This is a genomic window from Thalassospira lucentensis (assembly GCF_011806425.1).
GTDB lineage: Bacteria > Pseudomonadota > Alphaproteobacteria > Rhodospirillales > Thalassospiraceae > Thalassospira > Thalassospira lucentensis_B.
This window is the reverse complement of record NZ_JAATOV010000006.1, coordinates 182887-205577: the sequence shown is the minus strand read 5'-3', so window position 1 is coordinate 205577 and position 22691 is coordinate 182887. Positions and strand designations below refer to the sequence as shown.

Sequence of the window (22691 nt, the reverse complement as noted above, 5' to 3'; positions counted from 1 at the left end):
GCCTTTGTTGTGTTTAGGTCACATTCATCAGACCGTGCGGACATCCTCAAGGAAGCCATTCACGTGGGTCCGCAATTCGTCATTGGCCGCGGCCAATCGTCCCACGCTATCAAGCTGCCCGTTCGACAGATCGCCACTTTCGGTGGTTGCAACCGCAACATTTCGTACAGCATCTGTAATCGCCATGTTGCCATTGGCGGCACCTTCGACGCTGCGTGAAATTTCCTCGGTTGCAGCCCCCTGCTCTTCAACGGCACTGGCGACGACCGACATCAATTCATCGATTTTGTGAATGGTGTCAGCAAAGCCACGAACGGCCTCAGACGCCGCACCGGTTTCACTTTGCATCTCGGAAATCTTCGCCGTGATCTGTTCGGTTGCCTTCACGGTCTGCGATGCAAGGTTTTTGACTTCACCGGCAACAACCGCAAAGCCCTTACCGGCCTCACCGGCACGAGCCGATTCAATCGTCGCATTCAAAGCCAGAAGGTTGGTTTGATCCGCAATGTCGCTGATCAGGTTGACAACTTCGCCAACACTTTGTGCTGCTTCATTAAGCTTTCCAACCCGCTCGTTTGTACGTTCGGTTTCACCCACTGCAAGCTGGGTAATTTCGGTAACACGGGCGATTTGGGCCGAAATTTCTGAAATCGACGACGACAGCTGTGCAGTCGCAGATGCAACCGTTTCAATGTTGGTTGACGATTCTTCGGCCTGCTCGGCAACATTCTTTGCATCGCCATTTGCGCGTACCGCATGCGATGAAAGCGTTTCAGATGCAGATCGAACTTCATCAAGTGCCGCATTAACCGAAACAAGAACATCTTGAATTTTCTCGTCAAAGCCAGCTGCCAGAACGCCCATGCGTTTGCTGCGTTCGACCTGACGCTGGGCTTCAACTTGTTCTTGCTCGGCCATTCGGGCACGTTCACGGGCATTTTCACGGAACACTTCCAACGATTTGGCCATGGCACCAACTTCGTCTGCACGCTTCATATCGTGGATTTCAATATCAAGGTTGCCCGATGCCAAACTGCCCATCGCATCCGTCATTTTGCGGATTGGTGTTGCGATCATACGCGACAAAGTTCCGCCGAACAGCGCCGCCATCGCGATCAACAAAATGACCCCAAAGCCAAGCGTGATTTGGAAAATATTCATCGCCTGATTAACTTGCGCCTGAACATCCGCCACCATTCCATCAATAATCGCTGAAAGCTGATTGGCGATCTTGCTGACTTCGTTGGACAACGCACGTGGCTCGCCTGAGGCCTCGATCGCGCGTGCATGGTTCACCGTCAAATAGTGGCGCATCAAAGTCGCCTGCTCCTCGGCGATCGCTTCCCACTTATCAATCGCCGCATCCATATGCTCAATCAAGGTGGCGACTTCTGGACTGATGGAGCTGTAGCTCTTTAAGACATCAGTACGCGTATCAATCTCGGTCAACGCTTCTTGATAACTTTTCAGACCATTGCGATCCCCGGTGGTCAGGAAATAGACCAATTCCTGGCGCGCCTTAAGGTATGAACGATCAAGGCTGCGATAATCGCGTTCAAAATCCGACAAATAGTTACGTTGCTGGTTAGCCCCCTCTACCTTCATCGTCGAGAACATACCCGCGGCAGCAACCATCAAAATCACGACAATCATCACAGCAAAACAGGTCATCAACTTGGCTGGGATGGAAAGGTTCTTGAAGAAATTCATGGCACGTCTCCCTACTGGCTGCTGCGACGAGCAAGTTCTGTTAGATTGATTTCGATGGTCACAGCGCCGATTGGCTGACGATCTTCATCGCTCATGGTCATGCTGAGCTGCGAGCGCCAGGTATCAGAGTCTTCGTTATACTCTGCCTCATCGATAAAGACGGCGTTGGGGCCGTTCGGGAACGTCTTCTGGAATTTGGCTTCATCGCCCTGCCAGAAATCTGACGTGATTGAACTTTGTCCAACATTTAAGCCAACAGCATCCATCACAAAGATTTCGGCAAACAGTCCGCCGGACTGCGCCTGCACCTGCGTGAGGTACCCCGACAGCGGATTGGTGACGATGGCCGCGACTAGCGGCTGGTCATCAGCTTCGCGTTCAGCCCGCCACTGTTTATCGGCAGCGTCAATCGCATCCTGCGTCATATCTTTCCGCAGAAGGTTCTGCGAGGTGATCGACAAAGCCACAACAGGATTTGATAGCCACTCACGAACGCCTTGAATCATCTTATTGGTGATGAGTTCGGAAGGATCGCCCGGTAATTGCGATTTTGCCGTCGCAACCTGCGGCAAGAGGAGGGTTCCAGATGCCAAAACCCCTAAGCAAAGCACGTTTCTAAGAGACTTCATCAGCCCCACTCCTACTGCATATCGACGAAAAGCGAGAGAAAACTAACTTAAAGTATAGGTATCTATACCAAAGAAATATAATATCTACAACTTTTTTGCGAAATTTCGCAGGCAGCCCCGCCAAAAGGATAGTATCCCGCACTTCGCGTATATCGTTACGCGCACGCAGAAGAACCGGATAATCTCGTATTTTTTGGGGGATTTTGGGGAGCCGAATTTAGAATTCAGGCAAGAAAAAAGCGGCGGATAAAACCGCCGCTGAGTTTGGTTGGGACACGAGCAAACTGCAGAAGATAATGTTGTTCCAGGCGCGATACGCGCCCCTGCAAAGAACAACTGTCCACTCCACTATAAGCATGAAGCGTGCCAACTTTTAACATGGTCAAAAAACCCCTTATTTCTGGGGTTTTGGCCCTTTTATAATTTTGCTTTCAGCCGCACGCGCCGATTGCATTTTCATTTTGCAAAAAAATTATTTGCGTTTTGCAATTTGCAATCTTTGCATTTTGCAAAACGCAACATGAATAAAAATTCGCCCCTGTCTCAGACAAGGCCGGGCTGGTTACTTCTTCTTTTTCTTAGAGTCGCCGAAATTAAGCAAAGCTGGTGCGTGCTCGATGATTTCTTCGAGAATTTCCTTGGCCATTTCCAAGTCGTCCCGCGCAGACTCGTCAAGCTGACTGATATATTTCGGATCAGAAATCATCCGCTCAGCCTCATACAACGTGCGAAGTTCGCTCTGAAACATCTCACGCGCGCCCAATGGCAATACAGTCTTTGCACTCATCACAAAGAAGAATTTCATGCTGGTTTTGATCACAATGCGCAGCATCACAACTTGCAGCTTATGAAACTGCGCTTCCAGCTCTTCTTTTTTGGGATGTTTATCAAGCTTGGCGAAACGCTCTGAGATGACCAGCGACAGCGCCTTGAAGTTATCGACCTCTTCGCGGAACGGGCGATAACCAGTGACATCCGATGTATCAGCCTGCACTTCAAGCTCATCCGCCAAAGCCACCAGTATTCTTGCCCTGTGCTCAAGCCGAGACAGAAACTCTTCCACCTCTTCGCGGTATCGTCTTTGGGTAGATTGATTCATTTTACAATGGCGTCTTCATAAATTGGTGCCCGGGGCTATATCCCGGGCACCAACGTAACCTGCTATTTATTAACAACAAGCACAAAAAGTCTTCAAGCGTCGATCAACCCGCAAATTCTGGGTCTTTTTCCTCAAGCTTGCCGCCCTCGGTATGGTCAGGATACTTAAAGACAACGGCGTCATCTTCGATATCAACCAAGACAGCACCGCCTTTCGACAGCTTGCCAAACAAAAGCTCCTCGGCCAGCGGCTTTTTGACGTGCTCCTGGATAACCCGCCCGAGTGGACGCGCCCCAAAGGCAACATCATAGCCACGATCCGCAAGCCATGTCCGCGCGGCTTCCGTCAGTTCGATGGAAACATTTCGATCCTCAAGCTGCACTTCGAGCTGAAGAATGAATTTGTCGACAACCATCTTAACGACGTCAGCTTTAAGGTTGGCGAATGGAATAACCGCATCAAGACGGTTTCTAAATTCCGGACTAAAGGTGCGTTTGATCGCCTCTTCATCCTCGCCAGTACGCACATCGCGCTTAAAGCCAATCGGCGGCTTGGCCATATCCGATGCACCGGCATTGGTGGTCATCACCAACACGACATTACGGAAATCGACCGTTTTGCCGTTATTGTCGGTCAGCTTGCCGTGATCCATGACCTGCAACAGGATGTTGAACAAATCTGGGTGGGCTTTTTCAATTTCATCAAGCAACACAACCGCATGCGGGTGCTGATCAACAGAATCGGTCAACAAACCACCCTGATCAAAGCCAACATAGCCCGGTGGTGCACCAATCAGACGTGAAACGCTATGACGCTCCATATATTCCGACATGTCAAAGCGGATAAACTCAATCCCCATGACATTCGCAAGCTGCTTGGTAACCTCGGTCTTGCCAACACCGGTCGGGCCTGAGAACAGATAACTCCCAATCGGTTTTTCCGGTTCGCGCAACCCGGCACGCGCCAACTTGATGGCACTGGCAACTGATTCGATTGCTCGATCCTGGCCAAACACCACGGTTTTCAGGTCGCGCTCAAGATTGGCAAGTGCCTTACGGTCATCGGTGGAAACCGATTTTGGCGGGATGCGGGCAATCTTGGCGACGATTTCTTCGACGTCACGCTTGCTTACGGTCTTTTTACGCTTACTTGGCGCGACCAGCATCCGCGATGCCCCGACCTCGTCAATCACATCAATCGCACTATCTGGCCGCTTACGGTCACTGATATAGCGCGTGGCCAATTCAACGGCCGAGCGAATCGCCTCGTTGGTGTATTTGACCTTGTGATGCTCCTCGTAATAGGGCTTGAGGCCCTTAAGGATTTTGATCGTATCTTCTGGGGATGGCTCTTCGACGTCAATTTTCTGGAACCGACGCACAAGTGCCCGGTCCTTTTCAAAGTGACCTCGAAATTCCTTATAGGTGGTGGAACCAATGCAGCGCAGCGAACCGCTGGCCAATGCCGGTTTAAGCAAATTGGACGCATCCATTGCCCCGCCGGACGTCGCACCAGCCCCGATTACGGTATGGATTTCGTCAATAAACAGAACAGCCCCATCGTAATCTTCAAGCTCTTTGACGACCGCTTTCAGGCGTTCCTCAAAGTCACCGCGATAGCGGGTACCTGCCAGAAGTGCGCCCATATCAAGAGAGAAAATCGTCGCATCGGCCAGAACTTCAGGAACGTCACCGTCATTGATCCGGCGCGCCAGACCTTCGGCGATGGCCGTTTTACCAACACCAGGATCCCCGACATAAAGCGGGTTATTTTTCGTGCGACGGCACAAAACCTGAATGGTGCGTTCAATCTCGCTATGGCGACCAATCAGCGGATCAATCTTCCCGCCTTGGGCTTTGACATTCAGGTTCACGCAATAGGCCTTAAGCGCTTCACCTTCTGCCGCAACCGGCTCATCACTTTCGGGCGCCATACCAGAAACGGCTTCTTCATCAGCACCGCGCGGAATGCGCCGCTCATTAAGCTCGGACGCCTTGGCGATGCCATGGGAAATGTAATTGACCGCATCAAGACGCGTCATGTCCTGAAGCTGCAGGTAATAGACCGCATGCGACTCGCGCTCGGAAAACAGGGCGACAAGGACATTTGCGCCCGTGACTTCTTCGCGACCAGATGATTGAACGTGAATGGCAGCACGCTGAATAACGCGCTGGAAACCGGCTGTGGGTTTGGGATCAATAAGACGCGCACTGATCAAACCGGAAAGCTCGCTATCCGCGAATTCCAGCAAATCTGAACGCAGGCGATCAACATCCACCCGGCAGGCTTTCAGAACGGCAAGCGCGTCCTGATCCTCGGTCAGTGAAAGAAGAAGATGTTCAAGCGTAGCATACTCGTGTCGGCGCTCTGACGCATAAGCGAGCGCTCTATGCAGGCTTTCCTCAAGATTGCGCGATAACATACGTCACTCCTTCTCTAAGGTGCACTGCAGTGGATGCTGGTTTTGACGCGCCAGATCCATAACCTGATTTACCTTGGTTTCAGCGATTTCGTAGGTAAACACTCCGCATACGCCAACGCCCTTTTGATGGACCTGGAGCATGATCGCAGTGGCTTCTTCACGACCCTTTTCAAAAAACCGTTCCAGTACATGAACAACAAATTCCATCGGTGTGTAATCGTCGTTCAGCAATAACACCTTGTACATGGCCGGTTTTTTCGTTTTGGGCCGCGTTTTTGTAACGATCCCAGTGTTGGGCAGATCGGTGCCTTCGTTATCCTGTTCAGTCATCGTTTAATTACCGGAACCCTTATTTCCTGCGTTAACTCCATGATAGGTCATTGCCAGTCTGTTTCAAAGGCCGCAGCACAAATTGTGGCGACTAAATTACTGTTCATCCAGAATTTATGTAAGCCGTGAATACCCCACTGCAAGATCGGCGAACAAACTTCGTTGCTTTATCCTGATCAATACGGCGCAAAACGGCCAAAAGATTTAGACCGCGCACAAATAAAAAGGGCGGACATCGCCAAATGCCACGCCCACCCTTTTTGACAATACGTCGAAGACAGATGCTATTTCATCGCGGCATTGGCGGCCTTGGTCATCGCAGAAAAGCTATCGGAAATTGCCGCGAACATCATGTTCTGCATTTTCTCGCTTTCGGCGACACTGCTTTCAACGCAGCGGCTTAGAATGCGGGCATTGACCTCTTGGATGTCAGAAAGGCTTTCAACTTTTGAAAGCGCTTCGATATCAGCCTGTGATGCATCCATCTCACGCTGTGCCCACGCCACAAGCTCTGCACTCATGCCGCCACTTTTTTCCACCAAGTCCGATGAGGCCTGCCAAACGTCTTCCAGTTTCTTCTGCTGGATTTCGACCAATTCTTCATATTGGGCCACAACCCGAGAGCCAGCACCCGAAAACACGTCAGCCTGCCCGGTCATGGTTTCAAACCATTTGGCAAAGGCATCATTCGCGACCGACACACTTTCTTCCATGGCGTCGTTGCTCGCGGTGAAAATCGCGTCGACTTCTGGCGTCTTCCAAAGATCAAAGAACTGCTCCATCTTGCTGGGGTCCATAAACATGGCCCCCATCCCGAACACGTCATTTGACGGAATATTCGCCGCTGGTGCAGGCGATGATGAGACCTTTGGCGCAGGCGATCCCGCAGGTTTGGCTTCTGCTTTTGGTGCTGCTTTCGGCGCGGATGCAGGCTTCACCTTTGCTTTGGCTGCTGCCGATTTTGGAGAGGGCGTCGTTTTTTTGACGGCGGTCTTCTTGGCGGCGGCTGGCTTAGCCGAGGCCGCAGATTTAACTTTCTCTGTCACACTACTAACCTTTTCTGCTTTCGGGGTCGTTTTCGGGTCAACGGCCTTTGGCGTCGCAGCTTCCTTCGCGGCGACACTTTGGACTGGGCCCGGTTTTTCCGACGCGGCTAAAGCCGCTGACTTTGGCGCTGCGGGTTCCACTGCCTTTTTGGCAGGTTCTGCTTTGCCGGGTTCCTTTGCCTCCGAAACCACCTTCGTGGATGAGGATGACTTAGACTCGGCTGGCGTCGACTTCTCAGTCGCAGCCACAGATGACGACGATGCCACCGCCCCGCTTCCAGCAGATTTTGCTGGCTCAGCTTGCGGCGCATCCTTGGACGGCGGCGCAGCAGCTTTTTCGCCAGTGGCATTTGCTGACTTGGCGGCATCTCGGCTCTTGGCAGCCGCTTCAATTTCGGAAGATGTCATTACCGTGCGCTTTGCTGCGGCGGGCTCAGATGCCTTAGGCGGCGGATTACCCGGAGCCTGTACAGATTTACGCGCAGCGTTAGAGGGATTCCGTTTTTTCCCAGAAGCCTTCGGTTTGGAAACAGCCATTGCACCAACCTCCTGCTTATCGGGCTTCGCTGCCCAATATTATGTTGCATTGCAGCATAACCCTAGATGGAATACCCTTCCAACGTCAAGAACACTTTAGTGATAGTTTTCACAGCCGCAGTTTGAAAACTGTACATCGCGGAATAATTCGGAAACCGCATCTCCAAATGGCTTTCTAAAACGCTACCGATTACAAAACCTTAGCGATCTTTGTTTGAACCATAGACACGCAAAAAGGGCGCACCATCACTTGGCACGCCCTTTCAAAAAATCTTTGTTTGCCGACCTGATTTATCCAGAAATTCGATAACAAAGGCCGCAAACGGTGCTTAACGCAACGTATTGCCGCGCACTGTGCGATAGAAATGTCGGGAGTCGGAATTCCGTTCCTTGCTGCTCGAAACAGGATACGGGTTTGCCGGTGCCCCTGCTTCTGGCGGTTCCGGCAAATAGCGTTCGATACTCGAAAGAGACTGAAGAACAGCTGGGAAACCCAACGCGCTTAGATCGTCTTTCGCCGATGTCCAAGCCGCCAGCGTGATGTTCTTTGATGAACAGCCAATCGCGACCCAGTAGTAATCATCGGAATGAAGACGCAAACCATCGCGATCCTGATACCCAAAGCCATCTGCCTGAAGCGCGTCAGTGAGACGCAAGTAAGACGCACGGGTCAAAATGTCAGTAGCTTCCTGACCACCAAAAGCACCCAGTGGCGCATTTATATCAACATTGATCTGACTAACTTCAGCCGGACCAAATACGCGCGACACCATGTCAAATTGATCAAACCCGGCGATTGGCCGAACTTCATAACTACGCACTTCTTTGTAATAATTCGCATTGTATATCATACGAATCTGACCTTCGGCCTCTCCGGCAGAACAGGCAATACGCATGTCATCTGCATTAAGATATGAGAACCAAGATGCCTTACGTGTAAGGGGGTTTGAGATATCGCTTGTCTGCGTAAAGGCACAGCCCGCAAGCAAAGATGTGGCCAAGGTCACACCGGCAACACGGCGGAAAACGGCGGGTGCGGTTGCTATCTTATTGACAAATGGGGAAATTATTTTGCGCATTCAATCCTCGATTTTTTTCCGTTACACGGATATAACCTAAGACTGATGTAGAAATATGGCCAACTCAAGGCCACATATAAAATGTCATGTACTCTGACATTTGTTAAAGGTTTGTTTAAGCCTGTGATGCGACAATGATCGTATTTAGTTCTTGGGGACGATCAAAAGCCGAGTCCAATATAATGCATTTTATGACCCTTTCGGGGACTACCGCACTGGCCAAATCAATTCGATCACGCAGCCGTTTCCGACTGCGGGGCTTTGTTGTGGCGTTTATGTGCCTCACGGTACTGGCGCTCGCAGGCATCGTCACCCCGACAAATGCAGTCGCGCGAACGTATACAGCGATGGTCATTGATGGCGATACAGGCGAGGTTCTTCATCAATATCGCGCCGACCACAAAGTGTATCCGGCATCGCTGACGAAGATCATGACGCTTTATATGCTCTTTGATGCGCTTGATAATGGCAAAGTATCACTTTCGACCCGGATGAAAGTATCGAAGCGCGCCTGGGGGCAGGCGCCGTCGAAGCTGGGCCTGTCCCCAGGTTCAAGCATTACCGTAAAAGATGCGATCCTGGCCTTGGTCACCAAATCAGCGAACGACATTGCTGTTGTCGTGGCCGAGCATCTTGGCGGTTCGGAAGTGAAGTTTGCCCAGATGATGACCGCCGAGGCGCGGCGCATTGGCATGAAACGCACCACTTTCCGCAATGCATCTGGTCTTCCCAACCGTGGCCAGATGACCACGGCACGCGACATGATCACGCTGGCTGTGGCGCTGCGTAAAAACCATGCCAAATACTATCACTATTTCTCCACCCAGAAATTCCGCTATGGCAACCGGACCTATGGCAACCATAACAATCTTCTGGCGTCCTATTACGGAACGGACGGGATTAAGACCGGCTATATCAATGCATCGGGCTTTAACCTTGTCGCCTCGGTCAACCGTAACGGCAAACGACTGATCGCGGCCGTGTTTGGCGGTCGCACCGCCCGCACCCGCGACGACCAGATGAAGAAACTGTTGGACCGCGCATACTTGAAACTCAAAGAGGATGGCGAAATGGCGCCGCCACGCCCGCGTTTCAGCCCGGAAGACAAAATCTTGCCTGCGGATGCACAGCTTTTGATGGCCAAGCGCGAAACCAGACGCGAAGCAGAACAGCCAGGCCGCATCGACACCGAAACCGTCGTGTCGCGCATTAAGCCAGAAGCAAGTTCTGGCTGGGCCATTCAGGTTGGCGCCTTTAGCGATCAACGCCGCGCACAAGAAGCCGTCCTTGCCGCCGCGCGAACAGCGCCAGAGGTACTTCGGCTCACCCGTGCTGCTGTTGAGCAGCAAGCAAGCGAAACCGGTGTTCTTTACCGCGCCCGCCTGCTTGGCTTTGAGGGTGAAAACGATGCCCGGGCCGCCTGCGCCGCCCTTCGTCGTGAAAAGGTTGCTTGCATCCCGATTAACGCCGGTGGCGCTGGCTAATCCGCCAAACCATACAGATACACAAAAGGCCGTCAGAACTTTCTGACGGCCTTTTTTAATGTCTTATCGATCAAGGGATGACCGAAGTAACGGACTTAGTGTCCCCCACCCGGGGCAAAGAAATCATCCGATGACAGTCCGCTTTTAACCAACTGATCGGTGACCTGTGCCTTAAGGCGGGTCAATCCAGCCTCATCCGCCGCTTCACAGCGCGCAACGATCGCTGGCTGGGTGTTTGATGCACGCAGCAACCACCAACCATCGTCGGTGCTGACACGCACGCCATCGATGCCACTGACTTCTGCGCCAGCCTCGGCCAGACGGCCACGAACTTCCTCGATCAAATCGAATTTGCGATCATCTGGGCATTCAATGCGGGTTTCAGGCGTATTAACCGCAACGGGCATCGCGGCACGCCAATCGGCAAGGCTTTTGCCGCTTTGAACCAGAATGCGATACAGACGCACAGCCGCATAGGTCGCATCGTCATAGCCGTAATAACGCTCGGCAAAGAAAATGTGGCCACTCATTTCACCAGCAATCGGTGCTTTTTCCTCGATCATTTTGGTCTTGATCAGGGAATGACCGGTTTTCCACATGATTGCCTTGCCACCAAGCCGTGTCACTTCGTCAAACAAAGTCTGGCTGGCTTTAACGTCCGCAATGATTGCTGCACCAGGTTGGCGTTGAAGAACGTCTGCCGCAAAGATCTGCAACAACTGATCGCCCCAAAGCACATTGCCCTTGCCATCAATGACTCCAATACGGTCTCCATCACCGTCAAACGCAACGCCCCAATCGGCATTGTGTTTGGCGACTTCGGCCTTAAGGTCCACCAGATTGGCTTCAACCGTCGGGTCAGGATGGTGGTTAGGGAACGTTCCGTCGACCTCATCAAAAAGCAAATAATGGGTACCCGGAAGCTGCGCGGTTAGTTTGCGAACAACGTCGCCCGCAGCACCATTCCCGCAATCCCAAACAATGGTCATCGGCTTTACTACGTCGCAATCCAGCTCCTTCACCAGACGCTCAACATACCGGTCTTCGACATCCACATCGATTACCTCACCAGCACCGGTTTCAAAATCACCCTTTGCGGCAATCTGGCCCAGTTCCTGGATGGCCTCACCAAACACCGATTTCCCGGCATTTAGCATCTTAAAGCCATTATAGTTTGATGGATTGTGCGACCCGGTCACCATGATGCCGGCATCGGTTTTCTCGTCATAAACCGTAAAATACAGCATCGGGGTCGGACCACGCCCGATCCGCACCACATCACACCCGGTCGACAGAATGCCATCAATCAGGGCTTCGGCCAATTCCGGCGAACTGATGCGGCCATCGCGACCGACAGCAACCTTTTTCCCGCCGGACCGACGCACCATAGTACCAAAGGCCTTGCCAAGTGCATTGGCGTCCGCCGCATGCAAGGTTTCCCCCACAACGCCGCGCACGTCGTATTCACGCAGTACCGAGCTGTCAAATGTATGTCTGGCAGATAAACTCATGTTGGTATTAGCCTCCAATTGATGCACGTCCGACACAGGAATAGCTGAACCCGCTCGCAGCCATTTCGGCAGGATCATAAACGTTGCGCAAATCGACAACGATCGGGTGTTTGAGCAATTCCTTGATACGGTCAAGGTCAATGCCGCGGAACTCGTTCCATTCGGTCAGAACGACCATGGCATCGGCGTTTTCGATGGTATCATAGGCATTTTCACAATAGTTCAGACCATCAAGAAGCTTCTTAGCTTCTTCCATGGCTTCGGGGTCATAGGCCTTAACCGTTGCACCCGCCGCGATCAGGGCCGGAACGATATCAAGGCTTGGCGCATCACGCATGTCATCGGTATTGGGCTTAAAGGCCAGCCCCAAGATACCGATTGTTTTGCCTTCAACCGATCCGCCGCAGGCAGAGATAATGCGATCAGCCATTGCTTTTTTGCGGTCGGCGTTAACACTAACCACGGTTTCAATAATCCGAAGCGGGCTGTCATACTCCTGCGCCGTCCGCACAAGAGCGAGCGTATCTTTTGGGAAGCAAGACCCACCATAGCCCGGCCCAGGATGCAGGAACTTTTTGCCAATACGGCCATCCAGTCCTATGCCGCGCGCTACGTCATGCACGTCTGCACCCACTTTTTCACACAGATCAGCAATTTCGTTGATAAAGGTGATCTTTGCCGCCAAGAACGTATTGGCCGCATATTTGATCATTTCCGATGTTTCACGCGTGGTGAAAACAATCGGCGTTTCGATCAGATACAGAGGACGATACAGATCGGACATCACTTCGCGTGCGCGCTCATTACTCGTGCCGATGACGACGCGGTCCGGACGCATGAAATCGCCAATTGCCGATCCTTCGCGCAGGAATTCCGGGTTTGAAACCACCGCAAATTCCGCATCCGGGCGTTTGGCACGAATGATGCGTTCAACTTCACGCCCCGTTCCAACTGGAACTGTCGATTTGGTAACGATGACCGTAAAGCCTTCCATCGCCTCGGCAATTTCTTCGGCGGCGGCATAGACATAACTTAAATCAGCGTGACCATCCCCACGACGGGTCGGCGTGCCAACCGCGATAAACACCGCATCGGCATCCTTGACCCCTTCTTTAAGGTCAGTGGTAAAGGTCAGGCGGCCAGCTTTAACGTTGTTTTCGACCAGAACATCCAAACCAGGTTCGTAGATCGGCATGATGCCGTCTTCGAGGCGATTGATTTTTTCAACATCTTTATCGACACAGATTACGTCTGTGCCGAATTCTGAAAAACAAGCACCGGACACAAGTCCAACATAACCGGTGCCAATCATTGCTACGCGCATGGATGTTTATCCTAGTAAGGAGATTAGCAGCCGGGATGGAATGCCCCATCCCGGCTTAATATCATTGATTTAAAATATTATTCTGCGGCTTCGCCGTCGGCGAAGTCGCGAATAAGTTGACGTACATCGTCACGCATATCTTCGCGTGCCAAGGCAAATGACATGGTGGCTTTCAGGAAGCCAATCTTGTTACCGCAGTCAAAACGATGACCTTCGAAACGGTATCCATAGAACGGAACTTTGCCGATCATCGCAGCCAAGGCATCGGTCAGCTGAATTTCATTACCAGCTCCGCGCGGGATATTTTCAAGAACCTCGAAAATACCCGGGTCCAAGATGTAACGACCAATTGCCGAGAGCGTCGACGGAGCTTCTTCGGGCTTTGGCTTTTCAACCATGCCACATGCACTAACCAAACGGCCATTTGTACCTTCGACTTCAAGCACACCATAGCGCGCCGTCTCTTCGCGCGGCACATCCATAACAGCAACCATGTTGCCGCCCGTACGACCGTAACTTTCGACCATTTGCTTCATGCATGGCGTCTGCGACTGAATAAGGTCATCTGCCAGCAGAACGACAAATGGTTCATCACCAACAAGCGATTTGGCGCAAAGTACCGCATGGCCAAGGCCCAGCGGATTTCCCTGACGGGTATAGGTCACGCGACCATGATCAGGGATCATTTCAAGCGCCTTGGCCAGCGCGTCTTCTTTTCCGCGCTCGGTCAGGATGGCTTCAAGTTCGGCAGACCGGTCAAAGTGATCTTCGATCGCACTTTTGCCGCGGCCCGTAACAAAGATGAATTCTTCAATACCCGCAGCAATTGCTTCTTCGACAGCATATTGAATCAGCGGCTTGTCCACGACAGGCAACATTTCTTTCGGCATTGCCTTGGTTGCAGGCAAAAAACGTGTCCCCATACCTGCCACCGGGAAAACAGCCTTTTTGATTCGTTTCGACATTCAAAAATTTCCTTTTTCAACCGCTGCAGGCCAGTTCTTTCAAGAACTGTCTGCATAAATGCTTTTGCCACGATTCCAGAACGGTGATCAAGCAAGCGTAAGCATAATTCACGCTATTCTTTACATAGCCGTAACAAAAGGCTTCGTGCCGCATTAAGCCGCGATGCCAGATAGTCCGATCCCCCATGATCTGGGTGCACCGTCTTGATCTGTTCTTTATAGGCCCGGTTGATCTCCTTGCGGGTTGCATTTCTGCCAACCTTAAGGATTTTACGGGCCACATCGGCCGTCATGTCATCGGCGCCAGAAGTCCGTCTGTTATTCTGACCACTGTCGTTTTGGGTGCGGTCGCTTCCCCCTGCATAGGTGCCATTATCGCCCGGGTCTGTTTTGGGCCATCCCTGCCAATCAGCGCAATCTGGCCGACGGTCAAGATAAGCTTCCAAAACAGCCTGACTTTGATCAGTTGCACCGCAACATTGAACATAAAGCAACCGCAGGTCGTCAAGCCCCAAGCTGTCAAGATCGGCACCGGCATATGGTCCGTTATGCACGGAACCTTGCATTTGGCCGGTTTCAAGATCAAGCAGCATGTAAAGATAGTCCGTTCTGATTTCTGACTTTTTGCCGGCACCACCCCCGTGCTGACCAAAACCACCAGGGGGTGCTGTCCGACGCGACCAACCGAATATCTTGCGTAATAATGGCAACAAAAAGCCAATTTTAAGAAGACGTAACAGAAACGGAACGGCCGCTGCCAAAGCCCCGGCCATCACCGCAAGTTTGCCCGTCAAAAGCATCCAACCAGCGAAAATCACCAGCAGCGAGATTGCCACAATCATACCGATTTTTCGGATATCTTTTGGATCGGCTTCGGTCATCCAGCGGATGAAAAAACTAACCCCAACAAACAGTGCGATGCCAACCAGCAACCATTGCATTACGATTTTTTCCGCAATTTATTGCCCAGCAAAAGCACGTCTTTTGACCCTGTTTTTTCTTGATAAACCGACAGACCATTTTGGCCACCAACGGCGTAGCTTGCGACAGCGCCAAGCAAATCACGCAGTTTTTTGGCAGCACTGGCGTCAAACTGCATAAAGGCACCACCCGTAATACGGGCAATTTCCTCGAACGCAAATTGCGCAGTGCGGTCATGGCCTTCTTGGAACATGAATGCCTTCACACCCTTTAACGCCAATTCACCGGCTATCGGGGCAAGAATATCGGGGCTTTCTTCAATGCAGTCACCGACATAAATCAAGGCATCGATTTTCTTGCCTGCGGCTTCGCGTTCGACATGCGCCAAGACACGTTCAATCTGGGTATGCCCCGCCTGGCAGGTAACTTTGGTCATATAATTGCCAAGTGCCTTGGCATCTCGGCACCATGCACTTGCCTTGCATTCAGACAAACCGCGAAAGAACACAAGCTGGATATCAAGCGCGCCGAGCCCCGATACCGCGTCAAACATTTCTGCCTGAAGCATTGCGGCATTGTCCCAGCTTGGCTGGCGGCTGGCCGTGGCATCCATGGCAAAGATCAACCGCCCCTGTGCCGGGCCAGAGGCAGGCGCGCGCACCGACAGGTCGCGCGCCTTGCTTAGGAACTCTGCGACGTCCTGACTATTTGATGTATCCGAAACAATGTTTTTGCGCGCCAAGTAAATCTACCTGTTCAGCTTTGTGGTCAGGCACCATGATGTACCCTTACAGATATAGGCTGCAACAGGTCAGATCGGCAACTCTTCGCCTTCGGATGGTTTGAACCCGATCACTTCAAGCAACGAACGCACTTCCTGACGCGCCGCCATATGAGACATGCTCATTGGGATACCAACACCTTTTTCGCGCAAGTCCAAAAGGGTCAAGCCCTTTAGGAACAGTTCACGATAAATCACGCGTTCACCAAAGCCAGGTGCGGAGCGGAAGCGAATGCGATCAGCCAGCTTTTCCACGATTTCGGCGATATCGCGTTTGTTTCGGGCATCCAAATGTGACAATCGATTGCGCATGACAATCCAATCAATCGTCCCCCCATCGACACCTGCACGCCGCTTGCGCGCATCCCACACCATTTCGGCATAGATGCTTGGTCCTTTGATATCCAAGTTATCTGGATCAATCCGGGCCAACATATCAAGGTCGATGAAACTGTCATTGATCGGCGTAATCAGCGTATCCGCACAGGCATGCGCCAAACGTGACAGGTAATTGTCACTGCCGGGGCAATCCATCACAACGAAATCACATCCGACAACCATTTCGCCCAATGCGTTGGTAAATCGGTCGCGCTCATCAAGTTTGGCCTCATTGCCGTCCGAAACTTCACTGCGATAAATCGGACGATGATCCGGCGTCGGCAGGTTCAACCCTTTTTTGGCGTTAAACGCGACGCGGTTCTCGATATAACGGGTCAGCGTTCCCTGCCGGGCATCAATATCAAGCGATCCGACCTTGAACCCCATTTTCATCAGGGAAACAATCAGGTGCATCGCTGTTGTTGATTTGCCCGACCCGCCTTTTTCATTGCCAATGACAATCACATGGGCGCGGTTGGATTGCGGCTTTTTATCCGTTGCGGTCTGTTGGCCTGCGCTATCCCCGCCTGCGCTGGTCTCTTGCACCGTCATGGCTATTTGCTCCGTTCTTCAGGCATCTTTATATTGTCCCCAGGACCCGTCATTCCCAATGAGCCACTTTATCCCCAAAAATCAAGTTCAAAGGAACATTTTCGTCGTGGCGTCGTTTAACAAGTCCTCACGGTCAAGCCGCAAGCACATATGTATACCGACTTTCGGCACGCTTATGTAGATTGCGTCTTTACCCTAGGCAACTTACCATCGCAAAGGTAAACATAAGGGTAGCGCAAATCATAAATGCGCCTGAAAAACATAAAGAAAGGACGACAAGTGCAATATCGGGCGGCATTGATGAGTGGGGTTGTTGGGGGCCTCCTAATTGCAACAGTGCAATGTGCATCCGCACAGCAGGTCGGCGGGTTCGAACAAGTCCCTGCAGATCAAAGCCCAATGTCCTTTGCATCCGAAAATGACAGCCAAGCCGTATTTTTGCGTCAATACCGCGATAACACCACGGTTTTCGTCGGCCGCTGGTTTGCCCCGCGCGCAGAAAACGCCCCCGCACAATCGGGCAGTGATTTATTTTTGGAAACGGTTTTCACCACGTCATCAGCTGGTTTTAAGTTTAGCACCGCCATGGCGCCAAGCCAGCTTTTAAGCATGTTTGACGCGTTGGAAACTGGCACCCAGACCAATGGGGCGAACTTCGTACAGCAAACATCAATCGGTCCGATTTCAATGGTGCCGTTTATCCGCGACGGGTCACAATGCGTTTCGTTTGTGGGCCAGTGGGATCCGCAAACACAAACCGAACGCGCGAGCCGTCTGCTTGGATATTACTGTAACCCGGCTTCGCAGCAGGGTGAAAATGGTGCGATTGAAGCATCACCGGCCATCAGCATGATTGACGCCCAGGAATTCGGCGCGTCCTTTATCAAACGGTTCACCGTTCAACTGCCCGACGGCGTTGCAAAACCATCCCTCGCCGCGGCCAGTGCCCAACAACCCGAAGGCGAAGCAACAATCCCGCCGGAAGACGGCATTGCAATCACGACCAACTGGCAAGGTGTACGTGGTACCGGTGCTTTGAATTTCGACAAGCCATCAGGCGAAGGCACAATGGTTGTCGATGACGATCAGCGTCATTGCGAAGGCACTTGGCGCCACGAAGGTGGCTCCTATAACAGCGGCACCTTGCCGTTCGGCAGCTGGTATGTCTATTGTAATGACAGCAGCTTCGCGCGTGGCAATTACACCAGCGAAAATGCGTCATCAGTCACCGGCGACGGCAAAGACAATAGTGGACAGGCGGTTTATTTCCGCCAGCGCAACTAGTTAAACACGTCGTCGTAAGCCCCACCAAGAACACGACGAAACACACCAAATGACCACAGATATCCAAACCATTGTTATTGGCGCAGGCGTTGTCGGACTGGCCTGCGCCCGATCGTTGGCGCGCACAGGGCGCGAAGTTCTGATCATCGAACGCCATGACGCCATCGGTACCGAAACCAGCGCGCGCAACAGCGAAGTCATCCATGCCGGGATTTATTACCCCAAAGGAAGCCTGAAAGCACAATTGTGCGTCGAAGGCCGCGAACTTCTGTATCGCTATTGCGCTGAAAATGGCATCGATCACAAACGTACGGGCAAACTCATTGTCGCCACCAGCGATGAGCAAATCGACGCCCTGCGCACGATCGAGAAAAAGGCACGGGAAAACGGGGTCGATGACCTTGTCTGGCTAAGCAAAGCCGAAACCCTTGAGCGTGAACCAGCATTAAATTGCGTTGGCGCTTTGTACAGCCCATCCACCGGCATTGTGGATTCCCATCAATTGATGGTGACCCTGTTGGGGGATGCGGAAAATAACGGCGCCACCTTGGCGCTTAATACCGATGTGATTTCGGTGGATCACGAAAACGATGTTTACACCGTTCACACCCGCGATGCCGACGGCGAAGAAATGAGCCTGACCTGTGCGGAACTGATTGTAGCCTGTGGATTGCACAGCCAGACACTGGGCCGCAATTTTAACGGTATGGACGCAGCAACCGTTCCGGCGCAGCATTATGCACGGGGCTGTTATTTCACCCTGTCGGGCAAGGCACCATTTTCAACCTTGATCTACCCTGCCCCGGAACAAGCCGGGCTTGGTATCCATTTGACCCTTGATATGGGTGCTCAGGCGCGCTTTGGCCCGGATGTAACTTGGGTTGATGCACCAAACTATGACGTTCCAGAAGAAAGACGTCGTGATTTTGCCGATGCCATTCGCAAATATTACCCCGACCTTGACGAAGATGCCCTTCAGGCTGGCTATGCTGGCGTGCGCCCGAAAATTCAGGCACCGGGCGAAGCGGCACATGATTTCATGATTGCTGATGCAAAAACGCACGGCCTTAATGGACTTGTAATGCTCTATGGTATTGAATCACCGGGATTGACCGCATCGCTTGCGATTGGCGCATTGGTCTGTGACCGCATCACAGGCCAAAGCGATATGAGCATCGCCTCCTGATGGGCGCATCAAAAAGTCATTAAAGGCTTGCTCTGTGCGGGATGTATCGCGACAAGGCTCAAGAAAACAGCATGGGTAAGGAACGTCAAATGACGGCAAGAAACGGCAAAAAGGCGCACAACAACGCAGCGGCGCATACCGCGGCAAATGGCCTATCGCGCCGCCGTTTCATCGAAGGCGGCATCGCCGGACTAAGTGCCGCGTTGCTATCAGGAAGCCCAATGCTTGTCCATGCGCAAGCACTTGAACCCTTTACCCCACCGCCCAACAGCCTGACCGCGCCCAAAGGACTTGGCACTGACGATAACAAGCCAAAAGTCGACTTTACCCAAGCCATGCGCGATTACGTCATCGGGCTAAGCCGCTGGGCCAAGGGATATCGCAGTGATTTTTCGATCATTGCGATGAATGCGCTTGAATTGACCGAGTTTTTGGAAACCACATTGTTTGCCGCACGTGGCACGGCCGAACCAGCACGCGACTATCTGCGCGCGCTTGACGGCATCTTGGTCGAAGCACCGTTTTACGGTTACGACACCTATGGGGCGGCCACCGACAGCGAAGAAACCAAATACATTCTGGGCTATCTCGAACGGATAAAGCTTGAAGGCCTGCAGTATCTGATCGTCGATTACACCAATAAGACCGCCGACATGCAAAAAGCGCGTCGTCAGCTAAGCGATCTTGACGCGTTGTATTACGCGGCCCCACCGCCAGATAAACAATTATCATCGCTGGCATCGGTCCCAAGTAATCCGATTGGGTCCAACCCGCACATCATCGACAATATTCGCAATTCCAAGAACTTTGCCATGGTGCTCGACAGTTCGCCCTATGGAACGAAGGCTGCCTATATTGATGCGCTCACCGCGACCAATTACGACACCCTGATCATTGATCCATTCCACCGTGGCACCATCCCGCTAACCTATGACGATATGAAACGTCTGCGTTATAAACGGGTCGGTACACCACGGACCATTCTGGCCTATATCAATGTCGCAACGGCTGAGACATATCGTTATTACTGGCAAAGTGCATGGCGTGCCGGATCACCTGATTTCATCAGCGAAGGCAATTTGACAGCCCGCTGGGGCCAAGAACATCACGTTCAATATTGGTCCCCAGAATGGCAACGCCTGATTTACGGCAGCGAAGGAAGCTACCTTGGCGGCATCATGAAACTTGGCTTTGATGGTGTGGTTCTTGGCGGACTTGATGAATATTCATGGTGGTTGGATTACTAATCAAATACACCTAAAAGTTACCCAAAATTCACGGCGCCATTTGACGCCCCCTGTTGGCTCATGCACTGTAATAAGCAGCTAAAAACAAAATGCTGCCTATACAGCAACAGGAGGCCGAATTGTCTGGACCGATTATTCATTACTTCTTTGTGCAATCCCCATGGTCGTTTTTTGGGTTCCGTCGTGCGGTTGATATCGCCAAGAAAAACGGGGTGGAGATTATCCACAAACCGTGCCGCGCCGCAGACGTCTGGCAACATGGTGGCGGTGTTCCGGTTTCAAAACGCCCCAAACCGCGTCAAGACTACCGCCTGGTGGAGCTAAAAAGATGGTCAAAACACCTTAAAATCCCAATCCATCTGCATCCTGCCCATTTCCCAATCGATGAAACATTTGCCGCGCGCACCATTATTGCCGTTCAAGAAGACGGCAAAGACGTGACCGGCCTGACCGACACACTAATGGGCGATGTGTGGTTACGCGAACGCGACATCAGCGATCCCAACACCGTGCGCGAAGCATTGGTGTCAAACCACCTTTCTGTCGAATATCTTGAATATGCCGACATGCCCCATACCGCACAGATTTACGACGAAAACAGTCAATCCGCGCGTGAACGAAATGTTTTTGGCGTGCCGACCTATTTTGTTGGCGATGAAATGTTCTGGGGACAAGACAGGTTGGCCTTCGTCGATATGGCCCTTCGCACATGAGCACCAACTGCCAAATAACCCGTGGTGCTCTTGGCTGGCACCAGACGATCTTGGCACTTTTCCTTGTCTGATGCGTTCAATAGACACACAGACACAGGAAAAGACGCGAAAACATGACCAAAAAATCAGCCAAGTTCCGTGAAGAATTCCTCGCCCAACTCAAAGAAACCAATCCCAATCAGCCAGAGTTTCATCAAGCCGTCGGCGAAGTTCTTTGTTCGGTAACAGACTGGTATCTTGATCAAACCGATATGCGCAAAAATGCGGTCTTGGAACGGTTCACAGAACCAGATCGCAGCATCAAGTTTCGCGTCGCATGGGAAGATGACGACGGCCAAATTCAGGTCAACCGTGGTTGGCGTGTACAGTTCAACCAAACCATTGGCCCGTATAAAGGGGGCCTGCGTTTTGCCCCGTCTGTCAATGAAAGCGTTTTTAAATTCCTTGGGTTCGAGCAAACCTTAAAAAACAGCCTGACCCGCCTGCCGATGGGCGGCGCAAAAGGTGGGGCGGACTTCTCGCCAAAAGGTAAATCAAGGCGTGAAGTCGGTCGTTTCTGCCAATCGTTCATGCAGGAGCTTTATCGTCACATCGGAACGGATATCGATATCCCTGCCGGTGACATCGGTGTCGGCGCCCGTGAAATCAGCATCCTGTTTGGCCATTATCTGAAACTGACCAATAAATGGACCGGCGTTTTGACCGGCAAGGGATGCGATTTTGGCGGCAGTGCCGGCCGAACAGAGGCAACCGGATATGGATGCATCTATTTCCTGTGTCACATGCTTGAAGAAGCCAACTGCGAAATCGCCGACAAACGCATCGCCATTAGCGGTGCGGGCAACGTTGCCCTGCATGCCGCAAGCAAGGCCATCGAGCTTGATGCCAAAGTCATCAGCTTAAGCGACAGTTCTGGCACGCTTCATATCAAAGACGGTCTTGATCACGAAATGCTTGATAAGATCGAAGAATGGAAAACGACTAAGCGTGAATCCTTGGCTGATTTCAAAACCGGCAAAGGCGTAAAATTCCTATCCGATGAAAAGCCATGGTCGCTGGAATGTGACATCGCCCTTCCCTGTGCGACCCAGAATGAGCTTGAAGAAAAAGACGCCAAAAAGCTGGTTGAGCAGAAAGTCATGATGGTCTGCGAAGGGGCCAATATGCCCCTGACAGCCGACGCGCAGCAGGTTTTGCGCGATGCTGACATCCCGCATGCGCCGGGCAAGGCGTCAAATGCCGGTGGTGTCGCCGTAAGCGGCCTTGAACAAAGTCAAAATGCTCAGCGTTTGCGCTGGGATGCGGACATGGTCGACAAGCGCCTACGTGAAATTATGAAAACCATCCATGCCGACTGTGTCGAAAACAGTCCAAAGCGGAAAATTATCGATTATCGCGATGGCGCAAATCTTACCGGCTTCCGACGTGTTGCCGATGCCATGAATGCGTTTTGGCATTCCTGATCCGCAGATATATGAAAATAAGGAAATCAC

General features: G+C 52.0%; 20 protein-coding genes. 7 read left to right on the top strand and 13 right to left on the bottom strand.

What is annotated here, in order from left to right:
• Positions 1 to 27 precede the first annotated feature (27 nt).
• The 6 genes from HCZ99_RS17575 to HCZ99_RS17550 all read right to left on the bottom strand — a co-directional run bounded on the left by HCZ99_RS17575 (position 28) and on the right by HCZ99_RS17550 (position 6993).
• Positions 28 to 1710: a methyl-accepting chemotaxis protein gene (locus HCZ99_RS17575; RefSeq protein WP_167448313.1), complete on the bottom strand. Its 1683-nt coding sequence runs from the start codon at positions 1708 to 1710 to the stop codon at positions 28 to 30.
• An 11-nt stretch (positions 1711 to 1721) separates the two neighbouring features.
• On the bottom strand, positions 1722 to 2339 hold the full coding sequence (locus tag HCZ99_RS17570; protein ID WP_167448312.1) for a hypothetical protein: 618 nt from the start codon (positions 2337 to 2339) through the stop codon (positions 1722 to 1724).
• Between the two features lie 562 nt (positions 2340 to 2901).
• On the bottom strand, positions 2902 to 3438 hold the full coding sequence (locus HCZ99_RS17565; RefSeq protein WP_167448311.1) for a hypothetical protein: 537 nt from the start codon (positions 3436 to 3438) through the stop codon (positions 2902 to 2904).
• Positions 3439 to 3541: 103 nt separating this feature from the next.
• On the bottom strand, positions 3542 to 5860 hold the full coding sequence (gene clpA, locus HCZ99_RS17560) for an ATP-dependent Clp protease ATP-binding subunit ClpA (RefSeq protein ID WP_167448310.1): 2319 nt from the start codon (positions 5858 to 5860) through the stop codon (positions 3542 to 3544).
• Between the two features lie 3 nt (positions 5861 to 5863).
• Positions 5864 to 6190: an ATP-dependent Clp protease adapter ClpS gene (gene clpS / locus HCZ99_RS17555; RefSeq protein ID WP_167448309.1), complete on the bottom strand. Its 327-nt coding sequence runs from the start codon at positions 6188 to 6190 to the stop codon at positions 5864 to 5866.
• Between the two features lie 284 nt (positions 6191 to 6474).
• Positions 6475 to 6993, bottom strand: coding sequence for a phasin family protein (locus HCZ99_RS17550; RefSeq protein WP_167448308.1), 519 nt, complete (start codon positions 6991 to 6993; stop codon positions 6475 to 6477).
• On the opposite strand from HCZ99_RS17550, the gene HCZ99_RS17545 reads away from it, so the two are divergent.
• Positions 6992 to 7873: a hypothetical protein gene (locus tag HCZ99_RS17545; RefSeq protein ID WP_167448307.1), complete on the top strand. Its 882-nt coding sequence runs from the start codon at positions 6992 to 6994 to the stop codon at positions 7871 to 7873. The genes HCZ99_RS17550 and HCZ99_RS17545 overlap by 2 nt on opposite strands.
• A gap of 229 nt (positions 7874 to 8102) precedes the next feature.
• Here HCZ99_RS17545 and HCZ99_RS17540 read toward each other — a convergent pair whose 3' ends face one another.
• On the bottom strand, positions 8103 to 8852 hold the full coding sequence (locus tag HCZ99_RS17540) for a hypothetical protein (RefSeq protein ID WP_254869709.1): 750 nt from the start codon (positions 8850 to 8852) through the stop codon (positions 8103 to 8105).
• Between the two features lie 182 nt (positions 8853 to 9034).
• Here HCZ99_RS17540 and HCZ99_RS17535 point away from each other — a divergent pair, with 182 nt between their 5' ends.
• Positions 9035 to 10336 carry a D-alanyl-D-alanine carboxypeptidase family protein gene (locus tag HCZ99_RS17535; RefSeq protein ID WP_254869708.1) on the top strand — a complete coding sequence of 434 codons (1302 nt, stop codon included), beginning with the start codon at positions 9035 to 9037 and terminating at the stop codon, positions 10334 to 10336.
• A gap of 95 nt (positions 10337 to 10431) precedes the next feature.
• Here the strand turns inward: HCZ99_RS17535 and pgmG are convergent, their stop codons facing one another.
• From pgmG to HCZ99_RS17505, 6 genes are all read right to left on the bottom strand, one after another.
• Positions 10432 to 11847 carry a phosphoglucomutase/phosphomannomutase PgmG gene (gene pgmG, locus HCZ99_RS17530; protein ID WP_167448306.1) on the bottom strand — a complete coding sequence of 472 codons (1416 nt, stop codon included), beginning with the start codon at positions 11845 to 11847 and terminating at the stop codon, positions 10432 to 10434.
• Positions 11848 to 11854: 7 nt separating this feature from the next.
• Complete coding sequence (locus HCZ99_RS17525) at positions 11855 to 13171, bottom strand: UDP-glucose dehydrogenase family protein (RefSeq protein WP_167448305.1); 1317 nt, start codon at positions 13169 to 13171, stop codon at positions 11855 to 11857.
• A 77-nt stretch (positions 13172 to 13248) separates the two neighbouring features.
• Positions 13249 to 14136 (bottom strand): UTP--glucose-1-phosphate uridylyltransferase GalU, encoded by an 888-nt coding sequence (gene galU, locus HCZ99_RS17520; RefSeq protein ID WP_167448304.1) that lies wholly within the window; start codon positions 14134 to 14136, stop codon positions 13249 to 13251.
• Positions 14137 to 14249: 113 nt separating this feature from the next.
• Positions 14250 to 15077 carry a molecular chaperone DnaJ gene (locus HCZ99_RS17515; protein ID WP_167448303.1) on the bottom strand — a complete coding sequence of 276 codons (828 nt, stop codon included), beginning with the start codon at positions 15075 to 15077 and terminating at the stop codon, positions 14250 to 14252.
• Positions 15077 to 15799: a VWA domain-containing protein gene (locus HCZ99_RS17510; protein ID WP_167448302.1), complete on the bottom strand. Its 723-nt coding sequence runs from the start codon at positions 15797 to 15799 to the stop codon at positions 15077 to 15079. The genes HCZ99_RS17515 and HCZ99_RS17510 overlap by 1 nt, the downstream gene beginning before the upstream one ends.
• Positions 15800 to 15868: 69 nt before the next feature.
• On the bottom strand, positions 15869 to 16768 hold the full coding sequence (locus tag HCZ99_RS17505; protein ID WP_167448301.1) for a division plane positioning ATPase MipZ: 900 nt from the start codon (positions 16766 to 16768) through the stop codon (positions 15869 to 15871).
• 399 nt (positions 16769 to 17167) lie between these two features.
• On the opposite strand from HCZ99_RS17505, the gene HCZ99_RS17500 reads away from it, so the two are divergent.
• The 5 genes from HCZ99_RS17500 (at position 17168) to gdhA (ending at position 22661) form a co-directional block, all read left to right on the top strand.
• Positions 17168 to 18052, top strand: a complete 885-nt coding sequence (locus tag HCZ99_RS17500) for a hypothetical protein (protein WP_254869706.1) — start codon at positions 17168 to 17170, stop codon at positions 18050 to 18052.
• 49 nt (positions 18053 to 18101) lie between these two features.
• Positions 18102 to 19238, top strand: coding sequence for an NAD(P)/FAD-dependent oxidoreductase (locus tag HCZ99_RS17495; protein ID WP_167448299.1), 1137 nt, complete (start codon positions 18102 to 18104; stop codon positions 19236 to 19238).
• Between the two features lie 89 nt (positions 19239 to 19327).
• Complete coding sequence (locus HCZ99_RS17490) at positions 19328 to 20485, top strand: hypothetical protein (RefSeq protein ID WP_254869704.1); 1158 nt, start codon at positions 19328 to 19330, stop codon at positions 20483 to 20485.
• Between the two features lie 119 nt (positions 20486 to 20604).
• Complete coding sequence (locus HCZ99_RS17485) at positions 20605 to 21198, top strand: 2-hydroxychromene-2-carboxylate isomerase (protein WP_167448297.1); 594 nt, start codon at positions 20605 to 20607, stop codon at positions 21196 to 21198.
• A 113-nt stretch (positions 21199 to 21311) separates the two neighbouring features.
• Positions 21312 to 22661, top strand: a complete 1350-nt coding sequence (gene gdhA, locus HCZ99_RS17480) for an NADP-specific glutamate dehydrogenase (protein ID WP_167448296.1) — start codon at positions 21312 to 21314, stop codon at positions 22659 to 22661.
• Positions 22662 to 22691 lie beyond the last annotated feature (30 nt).

Excerpts from the sequence above, each read along its gene's own strand:
- clpS (WP_167448309.1), bottom strand. The coding sequence starts at position 6,190 with ATGACTGAACAGGATAACGAAGGCACCGATCTGCCCAACACTGGGATC.
- HCZ99_RS17525 (WP_167448305.1), bottom strand. The coding sequence starts at position 13,171 with ATGCGCGTAGCAATGATTGGCACCGGTTATGTTGGACTTGTGTCCGGT.
- HCZ99_RS17505 (WP_167448301.1), bottom strand. The coding sequence starts at position 16,768 with ATGACGGTGCAAGAGACCAGCGCAGGCGGGGATAGCGCAGGCCAACAG.
- HCZ99_RS17515 (WP_167448303.1), bottom strand. The coding sequence starts at position 15,077 with ATGCAATGGTTGCTGGTTGGCATCGCACTGTTTGTTGGGGTTAGTTTT.
- pgmG (WP_167448306.1), bottom strand. The coding sequence starts at position 11,847 with ATGAGTTTATCTGCCAGACATACATTTGACAGCTCGGTACTGCGTGAA.
- HCZ99_RS17540 (WP_254869709.1), bottom strand. The coding sequence starts at position 8,852 with ATGCGCAAAATAATTTCCCCATTTGTCAATAAGATAGCAACCGCACCC.
- HCZ99_RS17495 (WP_167448299.1), top strand. The coding sequence starts at position 18,102 with ATGACCACAGATATCCAAACCATTGTTATTGGCGCAGGCGTTGTCGGA.
- HCZ99_RS17490 (WP_254869704.1), top strand. The coding sequence starts at position 19,328 with ATGACGGCAAGAAACGGCAAAAAGGCGCACAACAACGCAGCGGCGCAT.
- HCZ99_RS17575 (WP_167448313.1), bottom strand. The coding sequence starts at position 1,710 with ATGAATTTCTTCAAGAACCTTTCCATCCCAGCCAAGTTGATGACCTGT.
- HCZ99_RS17550 (WP_167448308.1), bottom strand. The coding sequence starts at position 6,993 with ATGTTTATGGACCCCAGCAAGATGGAGCAGTTCTTTGATCTTTGGAAG.
- clpA (WP_167448310.1), bottom strand. The coding sequence starts at position 5,860 with ATGTTATCGCGCAATCTTGAGGAAAGCCTGCATAGAGCGCTCGCTTAT.
- HCZ99_RS17535 (WP_254869708.1), top strand. The coding sequence starts at position 9,035 with ATGCATTTTATGACCCTTTCGGGGACTACCGCACTGGCCAAATCAATT.
- HCZ99_RS17565 (WP_167448311.1), bottom strand. The coding sequence starts at position 3,438 with ATGAATCAATCTACCCAAAGACGATACCGCGAAGAGGTGGAAGAGTTT.
- galU (WP_167448304.1), bottom strand. The coding sequence starts at position 14,136 with ATGTCGAAACGAATCAAAAAGGCTGTTTTCCCGGTGGCAGGTATGGGG.
- HCZ99_RS17545 (WP_167448307.1), top strand. The coding sequence starts at position 6,992 with ATGGCCCCCATCCCGAACACGTCATTTGACGGAATATTCGCCGCTGGT.
- HCZ99_RS17500 (WP_254869706.1), top strand. The coding sequence starts at position 17,168 with ATGTCCTTTGCATCCGAAAATGACAGCCAAGCCGTATTTTTGCGTCAA.
- gdhA (WP_167448296.1), top strand. The coding sequence starts at position 21,312 with ATGACCAAAAAATCAGCCAAGTTCCGTGAAGAATTCCTCGCCCAACTC.
- HCZ99_RS17570 (WP_167448312.1), bottom strand. The coding sequence starts at position 2,339 with ATGAAGTCTCTTAGAAACGTGCTTTGCTTAGGGGTTTTGGCATCTGGA.